General features: G+C 41.9%; 20 protein-coding genes. 12 read left to right on the top strand and 8 right to left on the bottom strand.

Going from position 1 to position 18,120, the window contains the following annotated elements; translation table 11 throughout:
• Positions 1-188 precede the first annotated feature (188 nt).
• Positions 189-1,427: a YcaO-related McrA-glycine thioamidation protein gene (locus FIB07_15850; GenBank protein NJD54323.1), complete on the top strand. Its 1,239-nt coding sequence runs from the start codon at positions 189-191 to the stop codon at positions 1,425-1,427.
• Complete coding sequence (locus FIB07_15845; GenBank protein ID NJD54322.1) at positions 1,424-2,068, top strand: TfuA-related McrA-glycine thioamidation protein; 645 nt, start codon at positions 1,424-1,426, stop codon at positions 2,066-2,068. The genes FIB07_15850 and FIB07_15845 overlap by 4 nt, the downstream gene beginning before the upstream one ends.
• 85 nt (positions 2,069-2,153) lie before the next feature.
• Here the strand turns inward: FIB07_15845 and cooS are convergent, their stop codons facing one another.
• From cooS to pyrB, 4 genes are all read right to left on the bottom strand, one after another.
• Complete coding sequence (gene cooS / locus FIB07_15840) at positions 2,154-4,031, bottom strand: anaerobic carbon-monoxide dehydrogenase catalytic subunit (protein NJD54321.1); 1,878 nt, start codon at positions 4,029-4,031, stop codon at positions 2,154-2,156.
• A gap of 227 nt (positions 4,032-4,258) precedes the next feature.
• Positions 4,259-4,498, bottom strand: a complete 240-nt coding sequence (locus tag FIB07_15835; protein ID NJD54320.1) for a hypothetical protein — start codon at positions 4,496-4,498, stop codon at positions 4,259-4,261.
• Between the two features lie 38 nt (positions 4,499-4,536).
• Positions 4,537-5,037, bottom strand: a complete 501-nt coding sequence (locus tag FIB07_15830; protein NJD54319.1) for an aspartate carbamoyltransferase regulatory subunit — start codon at positions 5,035-5,037, stop codon at positions 4,537-4,539.
• Complete coding sequence (gene pyrB / locus FIB07_15825) at positions 5,038-5,946, bottom strand: aspartate carbamoyltransferase (protein NJD54318.1); 909 nt, start codon at positions 5,944-5,946, stop codon at positions 5,038-5,040.
• 73 nt (positions 5,947-6,019) lie between these two features.
• Between pyrB and FIB07_15820 the strand changes: the two genes are divergently transcribed.
• The 3 genes from FIB07_15820 to FIB07_15810 all read left to right on the top strand — a co-directional run bounded on the left by FIB07_15820 (position 6,020) and on the right by FIB07_15810 (position 7,784).
• Complete coding sequence (locus FIB07_15820; GenBank protein ID NJD54317.1) at positions 6,020-6,736, top strand: hypothetical protein; 717 nt, start codon at positions 6,020-6,022, stop codon at positions 6,734-6,736.
• Positions 6,737-6,847: 111 nt separating this feature from the next.
• Positions 6,848-7,324, top strand: a complete 477-nt coding sequence (locus tag FIB07_15815) for a carboxypeptidase regulatory-like domain-containing protein (protein NJD54316.1) — start codon at positions 6,848-6,850, stop codon at positions 7,322-7,324.
• A gap of 43 nt (positions 7,325-7,367) precedes the next feature.
• A complete protein-coding gene (locus tag FIB07_15810; protein ID NJD54315.1) occupies positions 7,368-7,784 on the top strand; it encodes a hypothetical protein in 417 nt (138 codons plus the stop codon).
• Position 7,785: 1 nt separating this feature from the next.
• On the opposite strand, the gene FIB07_15805 is transcribed toward FIB07_15810, so the two are convergent.
• Positions 7,786-8,328, bottom strand: a complete 543-nt coding sequence (locus FIB07_15805) for a hypothetical protein (protein NJD54314.1) — start codon at positions 8,326-8,328, stop codon at positions 7,786-7,788.
• Between the two features lie 153 nt (positions 8,329-8,481).
• Between FIB07_15805 and FIB07_15800 the strand changes: the two genes are divergently transcribed.
• The 5 genes from FIB07_15800 to FIB07_15780 all read left to right on the top strand — a co-directional run bounded on the left by FIB07_15800 (position 8,482) and on the right by FIB07_15780 (position 12,019).
• Entirely contained in the window at positions 8,482-9,744 is a 1,263-nt protein-coding gene (locus tag FIB07_15800) for a hypothetical protein (GenBank protein ID NJD54313.1), read from the top strand.
• A gap of 66 nt (positions 9,745-9,810) precedes the next feature.
• Positions 9,811-10,578, top strand: a complete 768-nt coding sequence (locus tag FIB07_15795; GenBank protein ID NJD54312.1) for a sugar phosphate isomerase/epimerase — start codon at positions 9,811-9,813, stop codon at positions 10,576-10,578.
• A gap of 97 nt (positions 10,579-10,675) precedes the next feature.
• On the top strand, positions 10,676-10,933 hold the full coding sequence (locus FIB07_15790) for a hypothetical protein (GenBank protein ID NJD54311.1): 258 nt from the start codon (positions 10,676-10,678) through the stop codon (positions 10,931-10,933).
• A 457-nt stretch (positions 10,934-11,390) separates the two neighbouring features.
• Positions 11,391-11,705: a twin-arginine translocase TatA/TatE family subunit gene (locus FIB07_15785; protein ID NJD54310.1), complete on the top strand. Its 315-nt coding sequence runs from the start codon at positions 11,391-11,393 to the stop codon at positions 11,703-11,705.
• A gap of 2 nt (positions 11,706-11,707) precedes the next feature.
• Positions 11,708-12,019, top strand: coding sequence for a twin-arginine translocase TatA/TatE family subunit (locus FIB07_15780; protein ID NJD54309.1), 312 nt, complete (start codon positions 11,708-11,710; stop codon positions 12,017-12,019).
• A gap of 7 nt (positions 12,020-12,026) precedes the next feature.
• Here FIB07_15780 and FIB07_15775 read toward each other — a convergent pair whose 3' ends face one another.
• Complete coding sequence (locus FIB07_15775; protein ID NJD54308.1) at positions 12,027-12,437, bottom strand: DUF1699 family protein; 411 nt, start codon at positions 12,435-12,437, stop codon at positions 12,027-12,029.
• Positions 12,438-12,553: 116 nt separating this feature from the next.
• On the opposite strand from FIB07_15775, the gene FIB07_15770 reads away from it, so the two are divergent.
• Positions 12,554-13,240, top strand: coding sequence for a methyltransferase domain-containing protein (locus tag FIB07_15770; protein NJD54307.1), 687 nt, complete (start codon positions 12,554-12,556; stop codon positions 13,238-13,240).
• A gap of 53 nt (positions 13,241-13,293) precedes the next feature.
• Here FIB07_15770 and FIB07_15765 read toward each other — a convergent pair whose 3' ends face one another.
• Positions 13,294-14,613 (bottom strand): 4Fe-4S dicluster domain-containing protein, encoded by a 1,320-nt coding sequence (locus tag FIB07_15765; protein NJD54306.1) that lies wholly within the window; start codon positions 14,611-14,613, stop codon positions 13,294-13,296.
• Position 14,614: 1 nt separating this feature from the next.
• The gene (locus tag FIB07_15760; GenBank protein NJD54305.1) at positions 14,615-16,957 is read right to left on the bottom strand and encodes a hydrogenase iron-sulfur subunit; all 2,343 of its coding nucleotides are present in this window, start codon (positions 16,955-16,957) and stop codon (positions 14,615-14,617) included.
• Positions 16,958-17,486: 529 nt separating this feature from the next.
• Between FIB07_15760 and FIB07_15755 the strand changes: the two genes are divergently transcribed.
• Positions 17,487-18,092 (top strand): hypothetical protein, encoded by a 606-nt coding sequence (locus FIB07_15755; GenBank protein NJD54304.1) that lies wholly within the window; start codon positions 17,487-17,489, stop codon positions 18,090-18,092.
• The last annotated feature ends 28 nt before the right edge of the window (positions 18,093-18,120 follow it).

The raw sequence follows: 18,120 nt of genomic DNA, 5'->3' as shown, positions 1-18,120 counted from the left end.
TTGGGTTTTGTGGTTCTTAGGTTGTTTTTTATATGCATGCCAGTCGTCGCAGAGGAACTGAAATAGGATAAGGTTTATGGTTTGAAATCCGGTTTACATTTAACATTAAAGAAATCCATGCCCTACTTTTTTATATTACCAAAACGTACTGAGAATTTGCATAATCCTTATCAAATCCGAAATTAGAAATGAGCGCTATAAAAATAGATCCGAATATCAAATATCTTGAAGGCACACAGCGCGTATTTGATCCTGAAACCACACTGTCAAATACTACAAAGCTTCTTCCCAGGATAGGTGTGACCAGAATTGCAAATATCACTGACCTTGACCGTGTTGGTATACCTGTTTTCTCGGCTATCAGGCCAAGTGCGGCCGCAGGTGCGATATCCATTTACTCTGGAAAAGGCGCAACAGAGACAAATGCCAGGATATCTGCGATAATGGAAAGTTTTGAGCGCTGCCTTGCCGAGCAGCCTGAGGTAAGCGTAAATCTCAGCGGCGTCAAGCTGCAAACAGAAACGGTTACAGATTCATACGAATCACTGTGTGAGAGCTATCCGACACTGTACCCTGATGCGCTCCTTCTTCCACAGCCAGTTGCTGAATTCACAAAACTTGAATGGATCATGGGGGATGACATTTTAAACGATGTCGAAGTTTTCGTTCCTGCAAATGCGGTTTTCCATCCCTATGAGCCACAGGGCGGAAATAAGCTGTTCCGGAGCAATACCAACGGCCTGGCTTCGGGAAATACTATAGAGGAAGCGATACTTCATGGGTTGCTTGAAGTTATAGAAAGGGATTCACTGAGTATAGCTGAATATACCCGGAACCCCGGAAAAGAAATAGTGCTTACCGAAAAAGACGGACTGAATTATACACTTAAAACAAAACTGGAAGCTGCTGGAATTAACGTAAAGATCTGGCTGCTTGATTCCGATATTGACATTCCAACTGTCGTAACAGCGCTTGATGATACAGTCCTTAAAGACCCGGCTCTTCTTGTTATGGGAGCTGGTTCGCATCTGACACCTGAAATTGCGGTCACGAGGGCGCTGACAGAAGCTGCGCAAAGCAGGGTCGTACAGATACACGGAGCACGCGAGGATACTGACCGTGAACAGGTTGTAAGAACCTTTGGCTATGATCACATGAAACGAATGAACAGCTACTGGTATGAAGATCTTGATAAAATCCACATGGATGAGCTGGAGGACAGCTCAAGTAATACGCCTGCTGCCAACATAAAAACAGTTTTAGAGCGGCTTGATAATATAGCCGATGGCGCGATAATCGTAAATCTTTCAAGAGGCGTTGATATACCAGTAGTAAGGGCGATAATCCCGATGTTTGAACTTTATACGCTTGACCGTGAAAGAAAAGGGGACCGTATCAAGAAAAGGAAGAAGAGAGTGGCTAAATGAAGCCTGTGGTGTATACAGGAACAAGCATAAGCCACAGCGACGCAAGAAAAATACTGGATGCTGATTATCGTGCGCCTGTGAAGCGCCATGATCTCAGACGTATTCTTGCGTCACCCCCGGAAATAATCGGGATAATTGACGGTGTTTTTTTTGATAATGCGGCAGTAGCTCATCGCGAAATAATTGAAGCCTTAAAAAGTGGGATAATCATTGTCGGAGGAGGAAGTATGGGGGCACTCAGGTCTTCTGAGCTTGAAACCTATGGCATGATAGGTGTAGGAAAAGTTTTCGAGATGTATAAGAACGGGATTATTGAATCGGATGACGAGGTTGCTGTTACTTTTGATGCAGAATCAAATGAAGCGCTTTCAATTCCGCTTGTTAATATCAGGATGACAGTTGAAGCTGCAAAAAATGCGGCAGTTATAGACCCGGTACAGGCAGCTGCTATTATCGGGATCGCCCGGAAGTTATTCTATCCTGACAGGAATTACCAGCATGTCGTATTCGAAAGCGAGAAAAATGGAATTATCTCAGGAATTGAAAAGAAAAAACTACTTGATTTTATTAAACTGAATGAAGTTGATATAAAACATCAGGATGCTATTCTCGTTCTGGAAAAAATCAAAGAATTTATCTGAAATGATTTTCCTTTTGTTGCATGCCATAAATATATGGTGCGCCAGGAGGCTGGCACACCATTTATTAATCTGTGGGATGTGTCTTTTACGCAGGCAATCCCAGTGCAGACCGTTTCTTCATGATATGTGATTCTATGCCTTTTGCCGCTTCAACCATGTCTGTTTCTACAGCAACCTTTCCGCCAGTGATTCCTTCAAGGTCTACGGTAAGGAGTTTCACGAGGCGTGGAGCACCTGCAACCGGAGGCAGGGGCGCTACGTGTGTATAAAGTCCGAAAGCCAGGGCAAATAATGCATCGATCGTGGCTTTCTGTTCCATATATTCCGGCGCCGTGACTGCAACCGGAAGCTGGGAGGGGTCAACACCCAGAGCATCAGCGACTGCCGTCACAAGAAGCGTGATTCTTCCTGTATCCGTGCATGTACCAAAGCTCAGGACAGGCGGGATCTTGAGTAATTCACATACAGCCTTAAGACCCGGTCCTGCTTCCTGCTTTGCTTCAAGAGTTGTAAGTCCACCGACCTGAAGTGCAGCATTTCCGCATCCTGCGCTGATGACAAGTATGTCCCGTTTGATAAGTTCGCGGGCCATTTTCAAAGTATTTACATCCTGGCCGCTGTCATGCAGCGTTGTGCAGCTCACAAGCGCTACGACTCCTTTTAAAGTCCCCTTCTTGATAACATCAAGAAGCGGGGCAAGTGTGCCGCCGAGTGCCCCAAGACATGCCTCCGTCGAGAAACCGATTATAGCGTTCTGTTTTTTGCCTGATGGGTTTGTAACCTTTCCTTTTCTATCCCTGAAGTTCCCAATTGCGATATCTATGAGTTTCTGCGCCTGGTCTGCTGCATCTTCCGGTTTATAGATTATCTGGTCTTTCATGCCCGGAACATTAACCAGGTTTGAAACCGAAATAAGGTTGGTGTTGTATTTTTCCTGGTATTCGCCCATTCCCGGAGGAGAACAGTTCATATCCATGGCGAAAACATCGATGCCGCCTGTTGCAAGCGCGGGTTCGATAGATAGCCAGTTCCCGATCATTCCCACGAATACATCATCGATCGGGAATCTCTGGATAAGCTCCTGGCCTGTTTCGATTGAACCGATAATGTGGAGCCCATTTGCTCCTGCTTTCTTCGCAGCATCCTGGTTTTTTGTCTCATGGGCAGCTTTGATAAGAGCCACGCCAATGAAAGGCTCATGACCATTTGCAGCAATATTTACGTAAGCCGGGTCGATAACTCCAAGATCCACATTGACCGCATGAGGCTGTGGCGTTCCAAACAGGATGTCCTGTGTCATCTCAAGCGGTACCTGTGAGCCGTAAATGCAGGAAATACCAAGACGCAATGCCTTTTTTGCAAGTGAAACGTAATCGCCATCAATATTTGTCATCGCACTTGTGGTAGCATCCATAACCTCATGAAGTGGTCCTCCGGGAAGTACTCCAAGTTTTCTCCAGGCTTCTATTCTTGACTTCGGGGCAAATCTCAGGACGTTTGAAAGCTCGATGTCAGAATCGGAGTTTATTTGCGCAGTAATCTCGTTTGCAAGAGCAATTGCAGTATCTTTTGTGCTTCCCTGTATTCTTATCCCCATCTTTTCTGCAAAACTTCTAAGCTTTGCTTCGTCCTTTATCTGGAAAGGCGTTTTACCCTGTGCGGTTGCTTTGAGTGTTTTTGCTACGCTTTTTGCATGGTGAGTATATGCTGTTGTACCCATGGTGTTCAGGAACAGCAAGTTCCTCATTGCCATGCCATCGGCATCTATGCCGCAAACCCCGCGGGGTGCTCCTGGCTTTATTCTGCATGGGCCGTTGCTGCAAAGCTGGCAGCTTATACCCTGTTCGCAGAATGTACAGCGTTTTCCCTGAGCCTGGGCCCTATCAAAAGTGTTCGTTACATTATCTTTATGCAATATATTATGCATTTTTATTACTGATTCATGTGCACTAACCGATTCCATAATATTCCTCCAAAATTTTTATTGTATCCTCTTGTATTAATCTGTTGTTGTTTTGCATTTTGTATTCATTTCGACCATCATATTTACCTCTTTAAAGGTTATTATCCAGAAGTACCCCATAACTTATAAATATATTCACTATATATTATAAGTAAAATCTGAAAATAGGCTATATAATAAAATATAACTGGTATGGTTTGATTCAAGCATGAATTTTGATATTTTATTTACTTTCTTTTTTTACCTTCATGCATCTTTTTGATCTCGTCTTCAGCAGCCTGCAATTTTACCTTATTATCCTCGTATATCCTGGAAACATTCTCTGATGCCCGCTCAAGCCTTTTCTTCAGGATAAGCAGTTCTTGTGTGGAAAGGTTATAATTAGGAGTATTTTCGATCCACAACTGCTCTATATCAATGAGAGCATTAATTGCAGCTTTTGTCCTGTTTATCGTATTCTCGTCCATGGACTCAAATTGAACTTTTCCTTAGATTAAAGTTTGCATTAAATCAGGTGCTCTGCAATCCCCTCGGAAATCACATGGTCGCAGTAAATACACCGGAGTTCCACAGGTTTTTTATTTACGGTGAATTTCGAAATAACAGGCTCAACAGTGTTGGAAATGCAGTTGGGATTATCGCATTTCATCACGCCTTCAAGTTGTTCGGGAAGCTCAACCCTGTGTTTGTCGATTACCTCAAAATCCCGGATGATATTTATAGTGGCATTTGGCGCAATGAGTGAAATCCTGTCAACTTCTGTCTCTTTGAGTTCCCTGTCCTCGATTTTCACAATATCCTTTTTTTCCAGGACCCCGCTTGGAACATTCATTGCAACGCTGACCACAGCGGTCGTTGTTCCTGATATTCCGAGTATTTTCAGAACATTTAGCGCCTGGCCTGCTGTAATATGGTCGATAACAGTCCCATGCTTGATAGGGCGCACACGCATCCCTTTCTTCAATGAACCGTCTGGGGTTTTGTTTTCAGCATCATTTCGTTTCATCTAAACCTCCATCGCCATTGCAAGAAGCGCCATCCTGACAGGGATACCATAAAACGATTGTTCAAAATAACGCGCGTATTTTGTCCTGTCAACAGCAGGATCGATCTCATCAAGACGCGGCAGAGGATGCATTATTATAAGATTATCGGGCGCCTTTTCAAGCAATTCCATAGTCACCCTGTATATGCCCGCAACTTTCTGGTATTCTGCCGGGTCAGGAAAGCGCTCTTTCTGGATCCTTGTGACATATAATACATCAATATCCTCCAGTACATCCTCAATATTCGTTGTCTCGGTGATGCTTGCGCCCTGCTTTTTCAGGTCTTTCTTGATCATATCAGGCATCTGTAGCTGCTTTGGCGAGATAAGGGTCATATCTGCATGATACATGGATAAAGCATAAGCAAGTGAATGAACTGTTCTTCCGTACTTGAGATCTCCGACAAGTGCGATGCGCAGGTTTGAGAGTTTGCTCTCACGCATTATCGTATAAAGGTCAAGAAGCGTCTGGGTCGGGTGGTGCCCTGCCCCGTCTCCGGCGTTTAATATCGGGACATTTGAAAATTGCGCAGCCATTCTGGCTGAACCTTCCCTCGGATGCCTCAATACGATAGCATCGGCATAATTTCCTATTACCCTGATAGTATCTGCAAGGGTTTCTCCTTTTGCAACAGAGCTTTTTTCAACCGGGCCCAGGTCAATTACCTCTCCGCCAAGCCTTTTCATTGCAGTTTCAAAAGACAAACGTGTGCGTGTGCTGGGTTCATAAAAAAGCGTCGCAAGGATTTTACCGGACAGAAGTGATGATTTTTTCCCTCTTGCTATTGGTTCAAAATCCTTTGCCCTTTTCAGGATAATATCAATCTCATCATGTGAAAAATCCTTCATTGAGATGATATGTCGTAACATCACACCTAATAAGCATCGTTGAAATTTAAATATATTGATAATAGTTAAATGCAAAGAAATCCAATCTACATGTATGGATAAGGTCCAAAAGGGGAAACCGGATTTTTCGATGTATCATAAAGGTGCTGTCCATATCAGGAGTATGCGCAGTATCCACACAAGCAATACTGAAATAATCCACATCATTATTTCATGGCTTGCCATTTCCTACGCATTCGCGATCCTGCTGTTATGGTCTAAATCCGGTACAAGACCTTCCAGTGAAGAGCTTGTTAATGGTATTTTCAATCCTCTTGTTATTTCGTTATTTACAGTCGGGATTTCATTCATTATCCATGAAATGAGCCATAAGATCGTAGCGCAAAGATACGGTTCATGGGCTGAGTTCAGGATGAGCCCGATCATGCTTTTGCTGATGCTTGTCCTTGTATACCAGTTCAGTATATTATTTGCAGCCCCGGGTGCTGTAATGATATATGGCGGGAATGTAGGCATAAGGGAAAACGGGCGCATCTCGCTTGCAGGGCCGCTTTCAAACCTTATTCTCGGATTGTTTTTTTTCCTCCTGTTATCTGAACAGGGGATATTGTATGAGATCGGAAGATACGGGGTTATCGTTAATATCACACTTGCGCTTTTTAATATGATCCCGTTCGGGATATTTGACGGCAGGAAAGTATGGGAATGGAATAAACCTGTGTATATTCTGGTTGTAATAGCTACTCTTTTGTTGCTTTATTTCTTTGTTGCGCCGCAGCTGGTCGCTCCGATAGAAAAAATGCCGTTTTGATGGTTCAAATATACTCAAGAAATGTAACTAATTATTATTGTACTCATGCAAATATTTTAGTTAAGATAATATTAAATATTGTTATGTTGTGTTTGTGCAAAAAGTGGTGCTATGATACTAAAAAACTTGAAAAAAGATGAACGTGCAATCGAGTTGCCTATAAATATAGTCGTTATGCTTGTTGTCGGTATGGTTGCGCTGGCTGCGCTGTTATCAATAATTCCTAAATCCAAGGAGAATTTAAGTGTGGATATTATTGATATTAAAATTGACGATGGAGCAGTACAGCAAGGAAGCGTTGCTACCCTGAGCGGTGACGGGACATACGAAGTAAAGGTCAATGTCAAAGTTTATGACAAGAATAATAATCCTGTCGAAAAAGCAAGTGTTACCCTGACCGGGGGCGGAGGATTTGGTGTAGACCAGACAAACAGCCGCGGTGAAGGTATTATAACACTCGGGACTGCAAACAACTCAAAAGTTACCATGAGGCCAAACCAAAAGACTGTTGAGTTGAAACTCGTTGCCAAGGCCAATGGTTTTTACGACTATGAAGATGAAAAAGCAATCCAGCTATATCAAAAATAGATTTGCTTTTATATTTTATATTCCCCGGTAACTGAAGGAAAAAATGGCAATTGGAATTCCTGTAAAAATAGTGGTTCTTACAATAGTGGGAATGGCCGGATTGGCAGCCATGCTTACAATAATAGATAATGGTGAGGATGCAATACCAAAACCCATACATGCGGATTTGAAAAGCAGTAACCTGATCATATTATCTGCTTTTAATGATACGGATGATATTTACATGGCAGTAGAAGTTATTGATTCAACAGATGGTACATATATCAATAAAGCAAGAGTGGTCCTTTCAGGTCATGGTGCTGCTGCGGTAAATATGACAAACAATGAGGGATATGCGGTCTTAAGATCCAAAAAAACCGATTTTGATCTGGAAACAGGAGAAGGTTATCTCAGGCTTGACGTCAAAGCAAATGGTTTTCAGGATTATGCCAATGAATTTGCGGTCAAAATAGTGAAATGACCTATTTCCTGTTAGTCATTATGAACTTCCCTGTTACGACCGCCCCAAATAATAATCCAACCAATATCGGATAATATGATGACCGGATAATATTCCAGTGATCGCTGTATATAAGGTATCCTGTTGCGAACATTACTATTGTGGCTGCAAGACCCGAAAATTCAATAGGGACTTTTATTTTACCGATAGTTATTTCATTATGTTTCTCAAGTTTCAATATCCTGCTCTCAATATATGAAAGCTGCGAGTTAATAGAACCGATATCAGTAACATGGGTTTCATGAGTTGTTTTTTCGAGACTGGCTAATTTGCGGTCTATTTCCAGTAATTTTTCTGTTATTTCATTTTGCCGGATATTATCAACACTTCTATCTTTTTCTGGAGATGATATTTCAGCATCAGGTACGAACGTTTTGATCGAAAGACGTTTTTCAACAGCACGCATGCGGTTATCGACGCTTCTCAAACTCTGGTCTATGTATTCAATACGCCCGTTAATATCCGAATTGATACTACTGTTATTTTTTTCATCGCTTTTTTTCACTATTTATGTCACCCGGGAGTCTCCGAAACAATCCAAGTTATTTAAGGTTTTCTGAACACAAATATAATCTATATATAAATATATTAAGAATAGTGCATCAGGAATTTGCAATGAAACAATTTATGAACCCGAACTGTATTAGAACCGAAAAATATGGTCTCTTTTTTTAATGACGACAGCGCTTCTATTGATATTCCCATAAGACTTGTAGTATATATTATCCTGACAGCAGCGATCATAGCCGTTACAGCCATCGGACTTTCGCATATCTGGCCAGGGGTGACAACAAATATCATGGAAAAGCAGATAGGAGAAATAAAAGCTTCATTGGGCACGATGCAAAGCGGAGGCGCACGGAATCTGATTGATCCTGATTCACCATCCGGAAATATCCGTACTCTTATGGTAACAATCCCGGAAGATGTGGATTATCTTGCCTTTGGAGTGGACCCTGACCCTGATAATGATCTTAACATAACAAATACACCTGATGGAATGACTACAGATAGAGGAAATGTTATTTATTACAGTGGAGCAAATGGGAAAACCAGAATACCACTTGATGATTTTATTGAGCTGCGCGAAGGACTTCTTGATGGGGGCAGATGGATAGTTAATGATATAGGGGGATTACAAAATGGCGCTGTTCTTTCCGAAAAAGGAAATTATGAACTGACATTCGAACTGGTTTATGATCCGATCTGGAAAGAAAAATATACTCTGGTTCATATGACTGATAATTTAAATGCATATATAAATCCTTATGACCCCACAGTCCTGCCTAATAACCTCTGGATTTCCTTGAATCCCGGATCAATACCTGCAGATGGAGTTACCAGCGCTCAAATCCTGATCAAGTTAAAAGATAAAAAAGGAAGAGATGCACAAGGCGATGGAATAAACATAAATCTTTCAGCATCGCTTGGAAATCTCTCAGCATCGAATCTGACAACCGTGAAAGGAAAAGCCAGTGCGACCATCAGTTCGGGTTTATTCGGAACATCGTTGATAACTGCAACCTCGCCTGGATTAAATCCGGGTTCAGGTCATCTGACAATAACGCAAAAACCAATAGTCCTGGAATTCAACCAGTGGATATCCAATGAAAGTTATAAGCTCTCCGGGCAATTTTCCACAAACCAGGACTTAAAATACAGCATTTCATTTACAGGATATGGAACAAAATTTTCAGTGCCATTGGTAGGTGTCTGGTGGCCTAATGCAAGCATCGAGATAGACGGGATACAAATCGATGAAGAAAGAATTGATAGTAAGTCAACAATATCAAGGATATTCACCTGGGTCACGCTGCCCGCAGGCAATCATTATTTAAGTATAAGCCTGAAAAATGATAAATATTTTCCATCGCTGGGAGATACGAATCTTTATGTTGAGAAAGTAGTCCTTTCAGGGTAAACTACTGGATTTTTAAATCATAAATTATGCCAAATTCCTTATATTATGAATGCAAATAAGCCCCCAATGAAAATTAGTTTCTCATCCCTTGCTCTTGTAAATAACCCGTTTGACTGGGCTTATGGCCTTGAAGAACTGGGGTTCACTGGCTGGGAAGTGGTAAGTGAAGGAAAACAGCAACTTAATGACGGGACTCTTTCACGGATAAAAAACATCATCGAAACAACAGACCTTGTTCTTACGCTTCATCTTCCGTTCTCAGACCTTAATCTTGGAAGCCTCAACCACCCTATCTGGAATGAGAGCATAAGACAGATGACAAAATGTCTTGAAAGGGCATCGGATTTCATTGAGCTTGCTGTGGTTCATCCCGGCCATCTTTCACCTTTGGGAATGCAGCTTCCTGACATGGCCTGGCAGCAGAATATTGAAGGCTTAAGGGCGATTTGTGATTTTGCGGCTGATTTTGGAATTAAGATCGGAGTGGAAAATATGCCCAACATGCAGCAGATTTTCGGCAGGCAGCCCGGTGAGATACTGGGTATGATAGAATCCCTGGACCGTGAGAATGCAGGATTGACGCTTGATATGGGGCATGCCAATACGAACGGCCTTGTTTCTGATTTCCTGGAAGACCTTGGAAAGGTGATACATGTTCACCTGCATGATAATAAAGGAAGAAGCGATGAACATCTTGAGCTTGGAAAAGGGACTATTAAATGGAAAGATGTCATGCCGAAATTCAAAGGGTTTAAAGGCAGGTTTGTTACCGAGGCAAGGACTGTTGAAGAAGGAACTGCAAGTTTGGAATTCCTGAAAAATATCATGGAATGAAATTTTTCCTGACCGCAAACTACATAAGCAAATGATTGCATACAAATAATAGGATAAGGATAATTCAATTTATTTGGATAAGGATAGGAGCGATACAATGTCGATAAATGAAATAATGTTAGCAGTATTTTTAATTAACCTCCCGTTCGGGTATATCCGGGGAAACGCTGCAAAGTTCTCCAGGAAATGGATAATGGCCATACATATCCCTGTGCCATTAGTACTACTGTTAAGAATATTCTCAGGACTTAACTGGACTGTAATCCCCCTGTTAATCCTATCAGATGTGGCCGGACAAATAGCTGGCGGAAAACTGAGAAAATATAATTTCCAGAGGCCAAAAGCAATTAAATAAATATCATTACAAAAAGTTAATATTTTCTATGAATTACAGGTTTCCATAATTTTCTATTAAGCCGTCTTTTTAATAAAGAGATTTTATAATTATATATAAAAAAATAGAATTCCCTATATAAGTCTATTATCGAACCTAATAATTTGAAACCGGAAAAAAACACCCTCAATTGGATTCCATTTTTTGAGAATGTGCTTTATATGAATTCATGCACCCCAGTGTACAGAACATCTTTTCTCTGACGATATTATTCTGAACGTATATTTGCCTGTGGCAGTTTTTACATTTGACTTCAATTATTTCCATGTTGAATCCTCTTTTGTTTGATAGCCGGATGAAGCTATTATATCCCTATAATACATATATTAATTTCTGTTAAATTATTAAAATAATGCTTACAATTGTTATTATAATCACCGATGCAAAGATTTAAGTATTGAACAAATAAGATTAATATATGGGACTAATCGGACCTTCTGAAATGATTTTGATATTAGTTGCAGCTATAATTCTTTTCGGTCCTGATAAAATTCCGGAATTAGCCAGATCGCTGGGAAAAGCAGCTGGCGAATTCAAGAAAGCACAAATGGAAACAGAACGAGAAATAAAAAAAGTTGGCGAACCAATGGATGAGAAAGATACAAAGATCCACAATTTAGCGATTGAAATGGGCCTGGATGTACAAAACAAGACCAGCGAGCAGCTTGTTGAAGAGATACGCCTGAAGGTCAGGTCAAAAGAAACAAAAACCCCCTCAAACATAGCAGGATAATTATGGCATTTGGTCCATTTGAAATAGCATTAATTGTTTTGATTGTTATCGTACTGTTTGGTGCGAGCAAGATCCCTGAGCTTGCCAGGTCACTTGGCAAGGCTACAGGTGAATTCAAAAAAGGAAAGAATGAGATCGAGAATGAATTAAGTGATATCGGTAAACCCGGCAAAGAAAGTAAACCTTCTGAAAATTCACCCTCTAAGATCAAAACCATTGCAAAAGATCTTGGAATTGCAATCGAAGGCAAAAGCGATGAGCAATTGCTTGATGAAATACAGAAAAAGATGATAAAAATAGAAAAAAAGGTTTAAAGATTTTTTATTTCTTTTTACCCTTCTCTTTTAACAGGAATTTTAACAGATCTTTACTGAGGCGTGTTTCTCTTCCAAGCCTGTCAAGTACCGCTGATTCTGACAGGCCTTCGGATTTAAGCTCTTCCATTCTGTCGAATACTGCTGGTTTGACTTCCGAGTATTCATTGATGTCTTTCCTGTGTCCCCACACATCCCCTTCAAGAAGGGAAATTCCCTGCATTTCCAGGAACATCCTGGTTGAACCTGAAATAGTCTTGATGTACGAACTTGGTACATGAATTGCTTTAACGTTCGGGCATGTTTGCACCAGTGCAAAAATATCCTTATTTGATGGCCTGAAAGCAAGATGAATTATTTTTTCCCCAGCCCCTAATGTTTCAATTTCTTCTTTTGAACTTACTACTCGAATCCTCATATTATATTACCTCTATGCTTCTGGATATACAATCAATTCACATATTGAAATTAAAATGATCCATCACACAATATCTATAATGTATTTTCACCCTATAAATAATCTTCGTTATTTAAATGATATTTAGAATAAGTCATATAAATGAATCGTTATTTATCAACTCTACACGGTCGCAAAAGTTCTATTTGCCCGCAGAGAAACCATTAAGCATATACGCGTTCATCCTAAATAAGAATATGGTTCATAAATTCGATGTAAAAAAAGCTGCTATTCTTGATGATCCTGGAAGAATGCAAATCTTAAATCCGGAGATTATCCTTGATAAGCTGCATCTGACAGGAGAAATGGTAATTGCAGACCTGGGTTGCGGCACAGGATTTTTTTCCATTCCTGCATCAAAGCGTGTTAAAAAGGTATTCGCACTCGATATCCAGCAGGAAATGCTTGACATCCTTCTGGATAAAATAAAAAAAGAAAAAATTACAAACATCGAAACCCTTCTCTCTGGAGAATCTTTTATTCCGCTTCCTGATAATTCTGTTGACCTACTTTTAATGGTTAATGTTTTTCATGAGCTTGGAGATAAATTGTCCATATTAAAAGAAGTAAAACGTGTTCTTGGCAAGAGTGGACGACTGGTTATCATAGACTGGGAAAAAATTGAAATGGACTTTGGCCCTCCCTTCGAAGAACGGTTTGATGAAAAAGAAGTGATTGACATATGCAACACAAATGGATTTAAGGTCATTGAACAATCGTATGCCGGGCTATATAATTATTTACTGATGTTTGTGCTATGTTGATATTTTATCTGGATATTACATAAAATATGCTGAGTTAAGGATTACAGAATCATTCATTTTTCATCTTTTTTCATCCGTTTCTTTATTTCTGCAAGGGCTGTCTCAACGTCTTTTCTTTCCCATGCATGCCTTACCTGTTTATTTCCAAGAATTGATGACATCTTTTCAATCCGTTCATCCACGAGTTTCCTTAATACCGGATCAATAACGGGCTTTACTATTGCCGGTTCAATTTTCTTTTCTTCTTTTTCCACATGCAGCGAGCGCGATACATCAGGGCGTCCTCTCTCTTGTGTGGTCAGGCTTGCAATCGCTTTCTTCCAGTCTTGCGCCCATGCCGTATCGGCTACGGGTGTATATTTTGCCAGTTTCCGCTTTACCCCTATCGCTTCAACATGACATGCTTTCTCACAGGCGCCGCAATATGTGCAAAAATCCTTCACTACATCTATTTTCTTATCCTTCGGGATGACCCAGGCCCTGGAGGGGCATACATTAAAACAACCGTGGCAGCCAACAGGGTCGCAGCCTTTAAGCTTTTCATCAATCAGCTCTATTTCGCCCTCAAATGGTTTTGAGACCTGTGCCGCGTCGTACGGGCATACCGCCTCACACCAGCCGCAACGGGTGCATTTGTCATTATCCACCTTGATGGTACCTGTGATTTCGGGAGCAATTTTTTTGATTTCTTGCTCGTTAAAATCTCCCTTTACTTTTATTGCATCTTCAGGACAGAAGGGCACACAGATGCCGCAGTAATCGCATTTTACCTTATCAACAACAAGATTCTCAAAAGGCATGAGGTCATCTGCTTTTGCTTTTTTCTCAACAAGAATAAAAGCAGGGCATAGCACCGCACAGGCGCCGCATAATGTGCATTTTTCCATGTCCACTATGATCTCTCCGGTCTTTCCCTCTTTGAATGGCGCAAGTGTCTCCTTTTTCGCAAATGTAAGATCAATACTGATAGCTTCTTCAGGGCATGATTTTTTACATATCAGGCAGGGAAGGCACTTCTCGTTGAACACAACTTTTGAATCAAGATGCGGAAACTCTGCAAGCTCAAGAATATCTCTATCATTAATATTCATTCTCATCGACCTGACAGGGCAGAATGCGGCGCACATGCCGCAAAAAGAACACCTGGTATGGTCAATGATAACAGGCGGTGCGTCCAATCCTGTGGCTATTTCTATAAGCGGCCCGGGCTCAATTGCTTTTCTGGGGCATACCTGGATACATAAACCACAGCCATTGCAGCGTTTGTAATCATAATCAAGGAGTTTCTTTGATTTCCCGGTTTTCTGGGTGAAGATGAAATGCGAATCCCTGATATCGCTTTCCACTGTAACATTGAGTTCTTCTTCGCTCATGCTATTCCTGCTTAAGCTCGCTGCCTATTGGTCCTATTTCTTTTAACTGCTTTACGAAGTCCTTCACTATTTCGGCAAACTTCAGGCCTTCACTTGCCGCTATCCATGCAACGCGGAAACGCCGCTCATCAAAGCCAAGCTCAACCAGCATCTTTCCAAGAACATTCATCCTCTGTAATGCACAGATGTTCCCAATGGTGTAATGGCATTCCCCCAGCCTGCACCCTGAAACAAGAACACCATCCGCTCCTCTTCGCAGGGCTTCGAGGACAAAAGACGGGTTGATCCTTCCGGCACACAATACCCTGATGTTCCGGATGTTGGTTGGATACTGGATTCGCAGGCTTCCTGCAAGGTCAGCTGCCGCATAACTGCACCAGTGGCACAGGAATCCGACAATTAATGGGAATTCGCTGCCCTCTTTTGTTGCCTCTGTTATTTGCGACAGGATCTGTTCATCCGTATAATTCCTGATCTGGATAGCGCCATTCGGGCAGGCTGCTGTGCATGCTCCGCATCCCCGGCATGCTACTTCATCAACGCTTGCTTTCTTATCTGTCACCCTGATGCGTCCGAAATCGCATACTTTTTCACAAATCCCGCACCCATCACACAGGTCGGGGATAACATAAGCACTCGCTGGTTCCATATCAATTTCTCCTTTATGAAGAAGACTTAGTGCTTTTGCGGCGGCTGCACTGCCCTGTTCGATCGATACCTGTATTTCCTTGGGACCGCCTGCGCATCCTGCAATGAAAATACCTTTCGTGTGCGTTTCCACCGGGCGCATTTTCGGATGGGCGCTCTGGAAGAACCGGTCAGGACGCGTAGAGAGGTTCAGCATTTTCCCTATTTGCCTGGAATCCTTGTCAGCTTCCATACCTATGGCAAGCACAACCAGGTCTGTAATGTCGCTGCATTTCTCGCCGGAAAGAGTATCTTCATAATGAATTATTGTTTTCCCATCTGATTCTTCAACTTCAGCAACCCGTCCCCGGACGAATGAAACGCCCAGCTCCTGCGCCCGTTTGTAGTATTCCTCATACATCTCTCCGCCAGCGCGTATATCTATGTAATGTACCGATATCTTTGCATCGGGATATTTTTCAGCAAGTTTCATGGCATTTTTTATCGAAGCCATACAGCACACCTTGGAGCAGTAAGGATTTCCCACCTGTTCGTCACGCGAGCCCACACAAAGGATAAAAGCCGCACTTTTTATATCTGCTCCTGTAGATGGCGATACCACTCTTCCATGTGTGGGGCCTGCGGCGCTTAGCATTCGTTCAACTTCAAGGTTGGTTACAACATTTTTATATCGCCCATATCCGTATTCTTCCTTTCTTCCTGCATCAAACGGCTGGTATCCCGTAGCGACTATAATGGCTCCGACGTCGAACTTGAATTCTTCGACTTTCTGGTTAAAATCCACTGCCTCTGCAGGACATGCAAGCCTGCACAGGTCGCAGCCCACACAGTTCTTATCAATGCAAGCTACAAGAGGAACAGCCTGTGCAAAGGGAATGTATATGGATTTTCGCGCACCGATCCCATAATCGAACTGGTTCGGAACATCAATCGGGCAGACCTTTGCGCAGATATCAATGCAGCCTTTGCATTTCTTTGGGTCAACATATCGCGGTCTTATCTCACCTGTTATCCTGTAATTTCCCGCCCTTCCCCTTACCCCTGTTATTTCAGAATTTGTGTAGAGCGTAATATTGGGATGGTTCTGGACATCTGACATTTTTGGCGCAAGGACGCACAGGGAACAATCATTATTGGGAAAAACCTCATTCATAAGGGCCATTTTTCCCCCGATCGTTGGTTCTCTCTCAACAAGATGGACTTTGATCCCCATGTTTGCAAGGGCCAGTGCAGCCTCGATACCTGCCACACCTGCGCCTATCACAAGGATATCCTTATTTGCAGGAACGGTCCTCTTTTCAAGAGGGGAAAGAAGTGTTACTCTTGCAACCCCCATAGCCACCAATTCTTTTGCTTTCTGTGTTGCCAATCCATTCTTGTTTGTATGAACCCAGGAGTCCTGCTCCCTGATATTTACCATTTCAAGAAAGTGCTTATTTAGGCCGGATTGTTCAAGCACGCGCCTGAATGTGACCTCATGAAGGCGCGGGGAGCATGCGGCCATAACTATCCTGTCAAGTTTCTCTTCAAGTATGTCCTTTTTTACCTGTTCCTGCCCCGAATCCCCACATGCAAATTGTATGTCACGCGCTACAACCACATCTTTTAGCAAAGAGGCGTGTTTCCTGACCCCTTCAACATCTATAGTTCCAGCTATATTTGACCCGCAATGGCAAATGTAAACACCTATTCGCATTCAGTTCTCCAATTCTCAATGGTTATTCGTGATATATAAGCTTTAGTCAAGATTATCCTCATTATGATGTTATTATTATTCATCTTTTCGTATGTATCATCCGTCACAAATAATATAATTTAAAGAAATTTGATCAAGAGTATTGGAATGTCCTTTCTGGTTCTCCGGGGAATTGTGGAAGATGCGTATTTTTGAGTACTTAACCACATCAAAAGTGAAGTTGTGAAATTAAACACGATGATGTGGTTAAGCAAGCAAGTTCATATGAGTTTCATGAATATAAGGGTGATTGTGACCTCTAACAGAACTGGCATTCCAGCATAAAGATGTTCAACGTCATGCGAAAGTCAATATTATAAAAGAAAAGGTTTTCGAGATAGATAGAGAGACCTCATAGATTATGAGAAGAAAAACCGTCTTTGATAGAAAATCCTTAAAAACCTGAATTCCAGATATAATCAAATTAATTGATTATAAACCAAAACATTTAAAACTACATAATACCCTAATTAGCGTGGTGATTATATAAATGAGTAGCAAAGATTCGAAGGTTCCTATTCTTATTGTGATCATAGTGGCCGTCATCCTGATCGCAGCCGGTGGTTACTATATCCTGGGTGGTAAAATTGCCCCTGGTAAAACCGGAGAAGTAAATAGAACAACTCCCGTACCAACAGCAAAAGAGACAGCAGCAGCAGGACAAGAGACACCGGGAGCAACCCCGGCAGGAACTTCTGCCGTAGTAACAGCTCCGGCAAAAGTTGATACGATCAAATGCGAGTTATGCCATACAAACCCGCAAGACTTAACGCCCCATGTAAACGGGGGAAAGCTCTGTGTAACGTGCCATGGAAGCCAGGTACATAATATCCATATTGGTCCGGGCACAGTTGGTCTGGATTGCAATACCTGTCATGGTTCTCCTCCAAAGATACCTGTCGTTGACAAATCCGCAGATGGACCGGGTCATTATTCAGTCTGTGAAAATTGCCATGCTGCACCGCCAGATTCACTTAAACCAAGCCTTGGTAATCTTATAACCGTTCACCTTTCAAGATCCAAGTACTGTACCAACTGTCATGGAACTGACATCGGTGTAATTCATGCAGCAAAATTGGCAAATGCGACAAAATAAATAAAAGGGCCAACAGCCTTTTATTTAT

Origin of the sequence: Candidatus Methanoperedens sp., from assembly GCA_012026795.1 — an archaeon.
GTDB lineage: Archaea > Halobacteriota > Methanosarcinia > Methanosarcinales > Methanoperedenaceae > Methanoperedens.
Note: the sequence above shows the minus strand (reverse complement) of the source record. Positions and strands in the feature narration are given on the sequence as shown.

What these genes read in the sequence shown, in the direction of transcription:
- FIB07_15850 (NJD54323.1), top strand. Translation starts at nt 189, where the DNA reads ATGAGCGCTATAAAAATAGATCCGAATATCAAATATCTTGAAGGCACA.
- FIB07_15845 (NJD54322.1), top strand. Translation starts at nt 1,424, where the DNA reads ATGAAGCCTGTGGTGTATACAGGAACAAGCATAAGCCACAGCGACGCA.
- cooS (NJD54321.1), bottom strand. Translation starts at nt 4,031, where the DNA reads ATGGAATCGGTTAGTGCACATGAATCAGTAATAAAAATGCATAATATA.
- FIB07_15835 (NJD54320.1), bottom strand. Translation starts at nt 4,498, where the DNA reads ATGGACGAGAATACGATAAACAGGACAAAAGCTGCAATTAATGCTCTC.
- FIB07_15830 (NJD54319.1), bottom strand. Translation starts at nt 5,037, where the DNA reads ATGAAACGAAATGATGCTGAAAACAAAACCCCAGACGGTTCATTGAAG.
- pyrB (NJD54318.1), bottom strand. Translation starts at nt 5,946, where the DNA reads ATGTTACGACATATCATCTCAATGAAGGATTTTTCACATGATGAGATT.
- FIB07_15820 (NJD54317.1), top strand. Translation starts at nt 6,020, where the DNA reads ATGGATAAGGTCCAAAAGGGGAAACCGGATTTTTCGATGTATCATAAA.
- FIB07_15815 (NJD54316.1), top strand. Translation starts at nt 6,848, where the DNA reads ATGATACTAAAAAACTTGAAAAAAGATGAACGTGCAATCGAGTTGCCT.
- FIB07_15810 (NJD54315.1), top strand. Translation starts at nt 7,368, where the DNA reads ATGGCAATTGGAATTCCTGTAAAAATAGTGGTTCTTACAATAGTGGGA.
- FIB07_15800 (NJD54313.1), top strand. Translation starts at nt 8,482, where the DNA reads ATGGTCTCTTTTTTTAATGACGACAGCGCTTCTATTGATATTCCCATA.
- FIB07_15795 (NJD54312.1), top strand. Translation starts at nt 9,811, where the DNA reads ATGAAAATTAGTTTCTCATCCCTTGCTCTTGTAAATAACCCGTTTGAC.
- FIB07_15790 (NJD54311.1), top strand. Translation starts at nt 10,676, where the DNA reads ATGTCGATAAATGAAATAATGTTAGCAGTATTTTTAATTAACCTCCCG.
- FIB07_15785 (NJD54310.1), top strand. Translation starts at nt 11,391, where the DNA reads ATGGGACTAATCGGACCTTCTGAAATGATTTTGATATTAGTTGCAGCT.
- FIB07_15780 (NJD54309.1), top strand. Translation starts at nt 11,708, where the DNA reads ATGGCATTTGGTCCATTTGAAATAGCATTAATTGTTTTGATTGTTATC.
- FIB07_15775 (NJD54308.1), bottom strand. Translation starts at nt 12,437, where the DNA reads ATGAGGATTCGAGTAGTAAGTTCAAAAGAAGAAATTGAAACATTAGGG.
- FIB07_15770 (NJD54307.1), top strand. Translation starts at nt 12,554, where the DNA reads ATGATATTTAGAATAAGTCATATAAATGAATCGTTATTTATCAACTCT.
- FIB07_15765 (NJD54306.1), bottom strand. Translation starts at nt 14,613, where the DNA reads ATGAGCGAAGAAGAACTCAATGTTACAGTGGAAAGCGATATCAGGGAT.
- FIB07_15760 (NJD54305.1), bottom strand. Translation starts at nt 16,957, where the DNA reads ATGCGAATAGGTGTTTACATTTGCCATTGCGGGTCAAATATAGCTGGA.
- FIB07_15755 (NJD54304.1), top strand. Translation starts at nt 17,487, where the DNA reads ATGAGTAGCAAAGATTCGAAGGTTCCTATTCTTATTGTGATCATAGTG.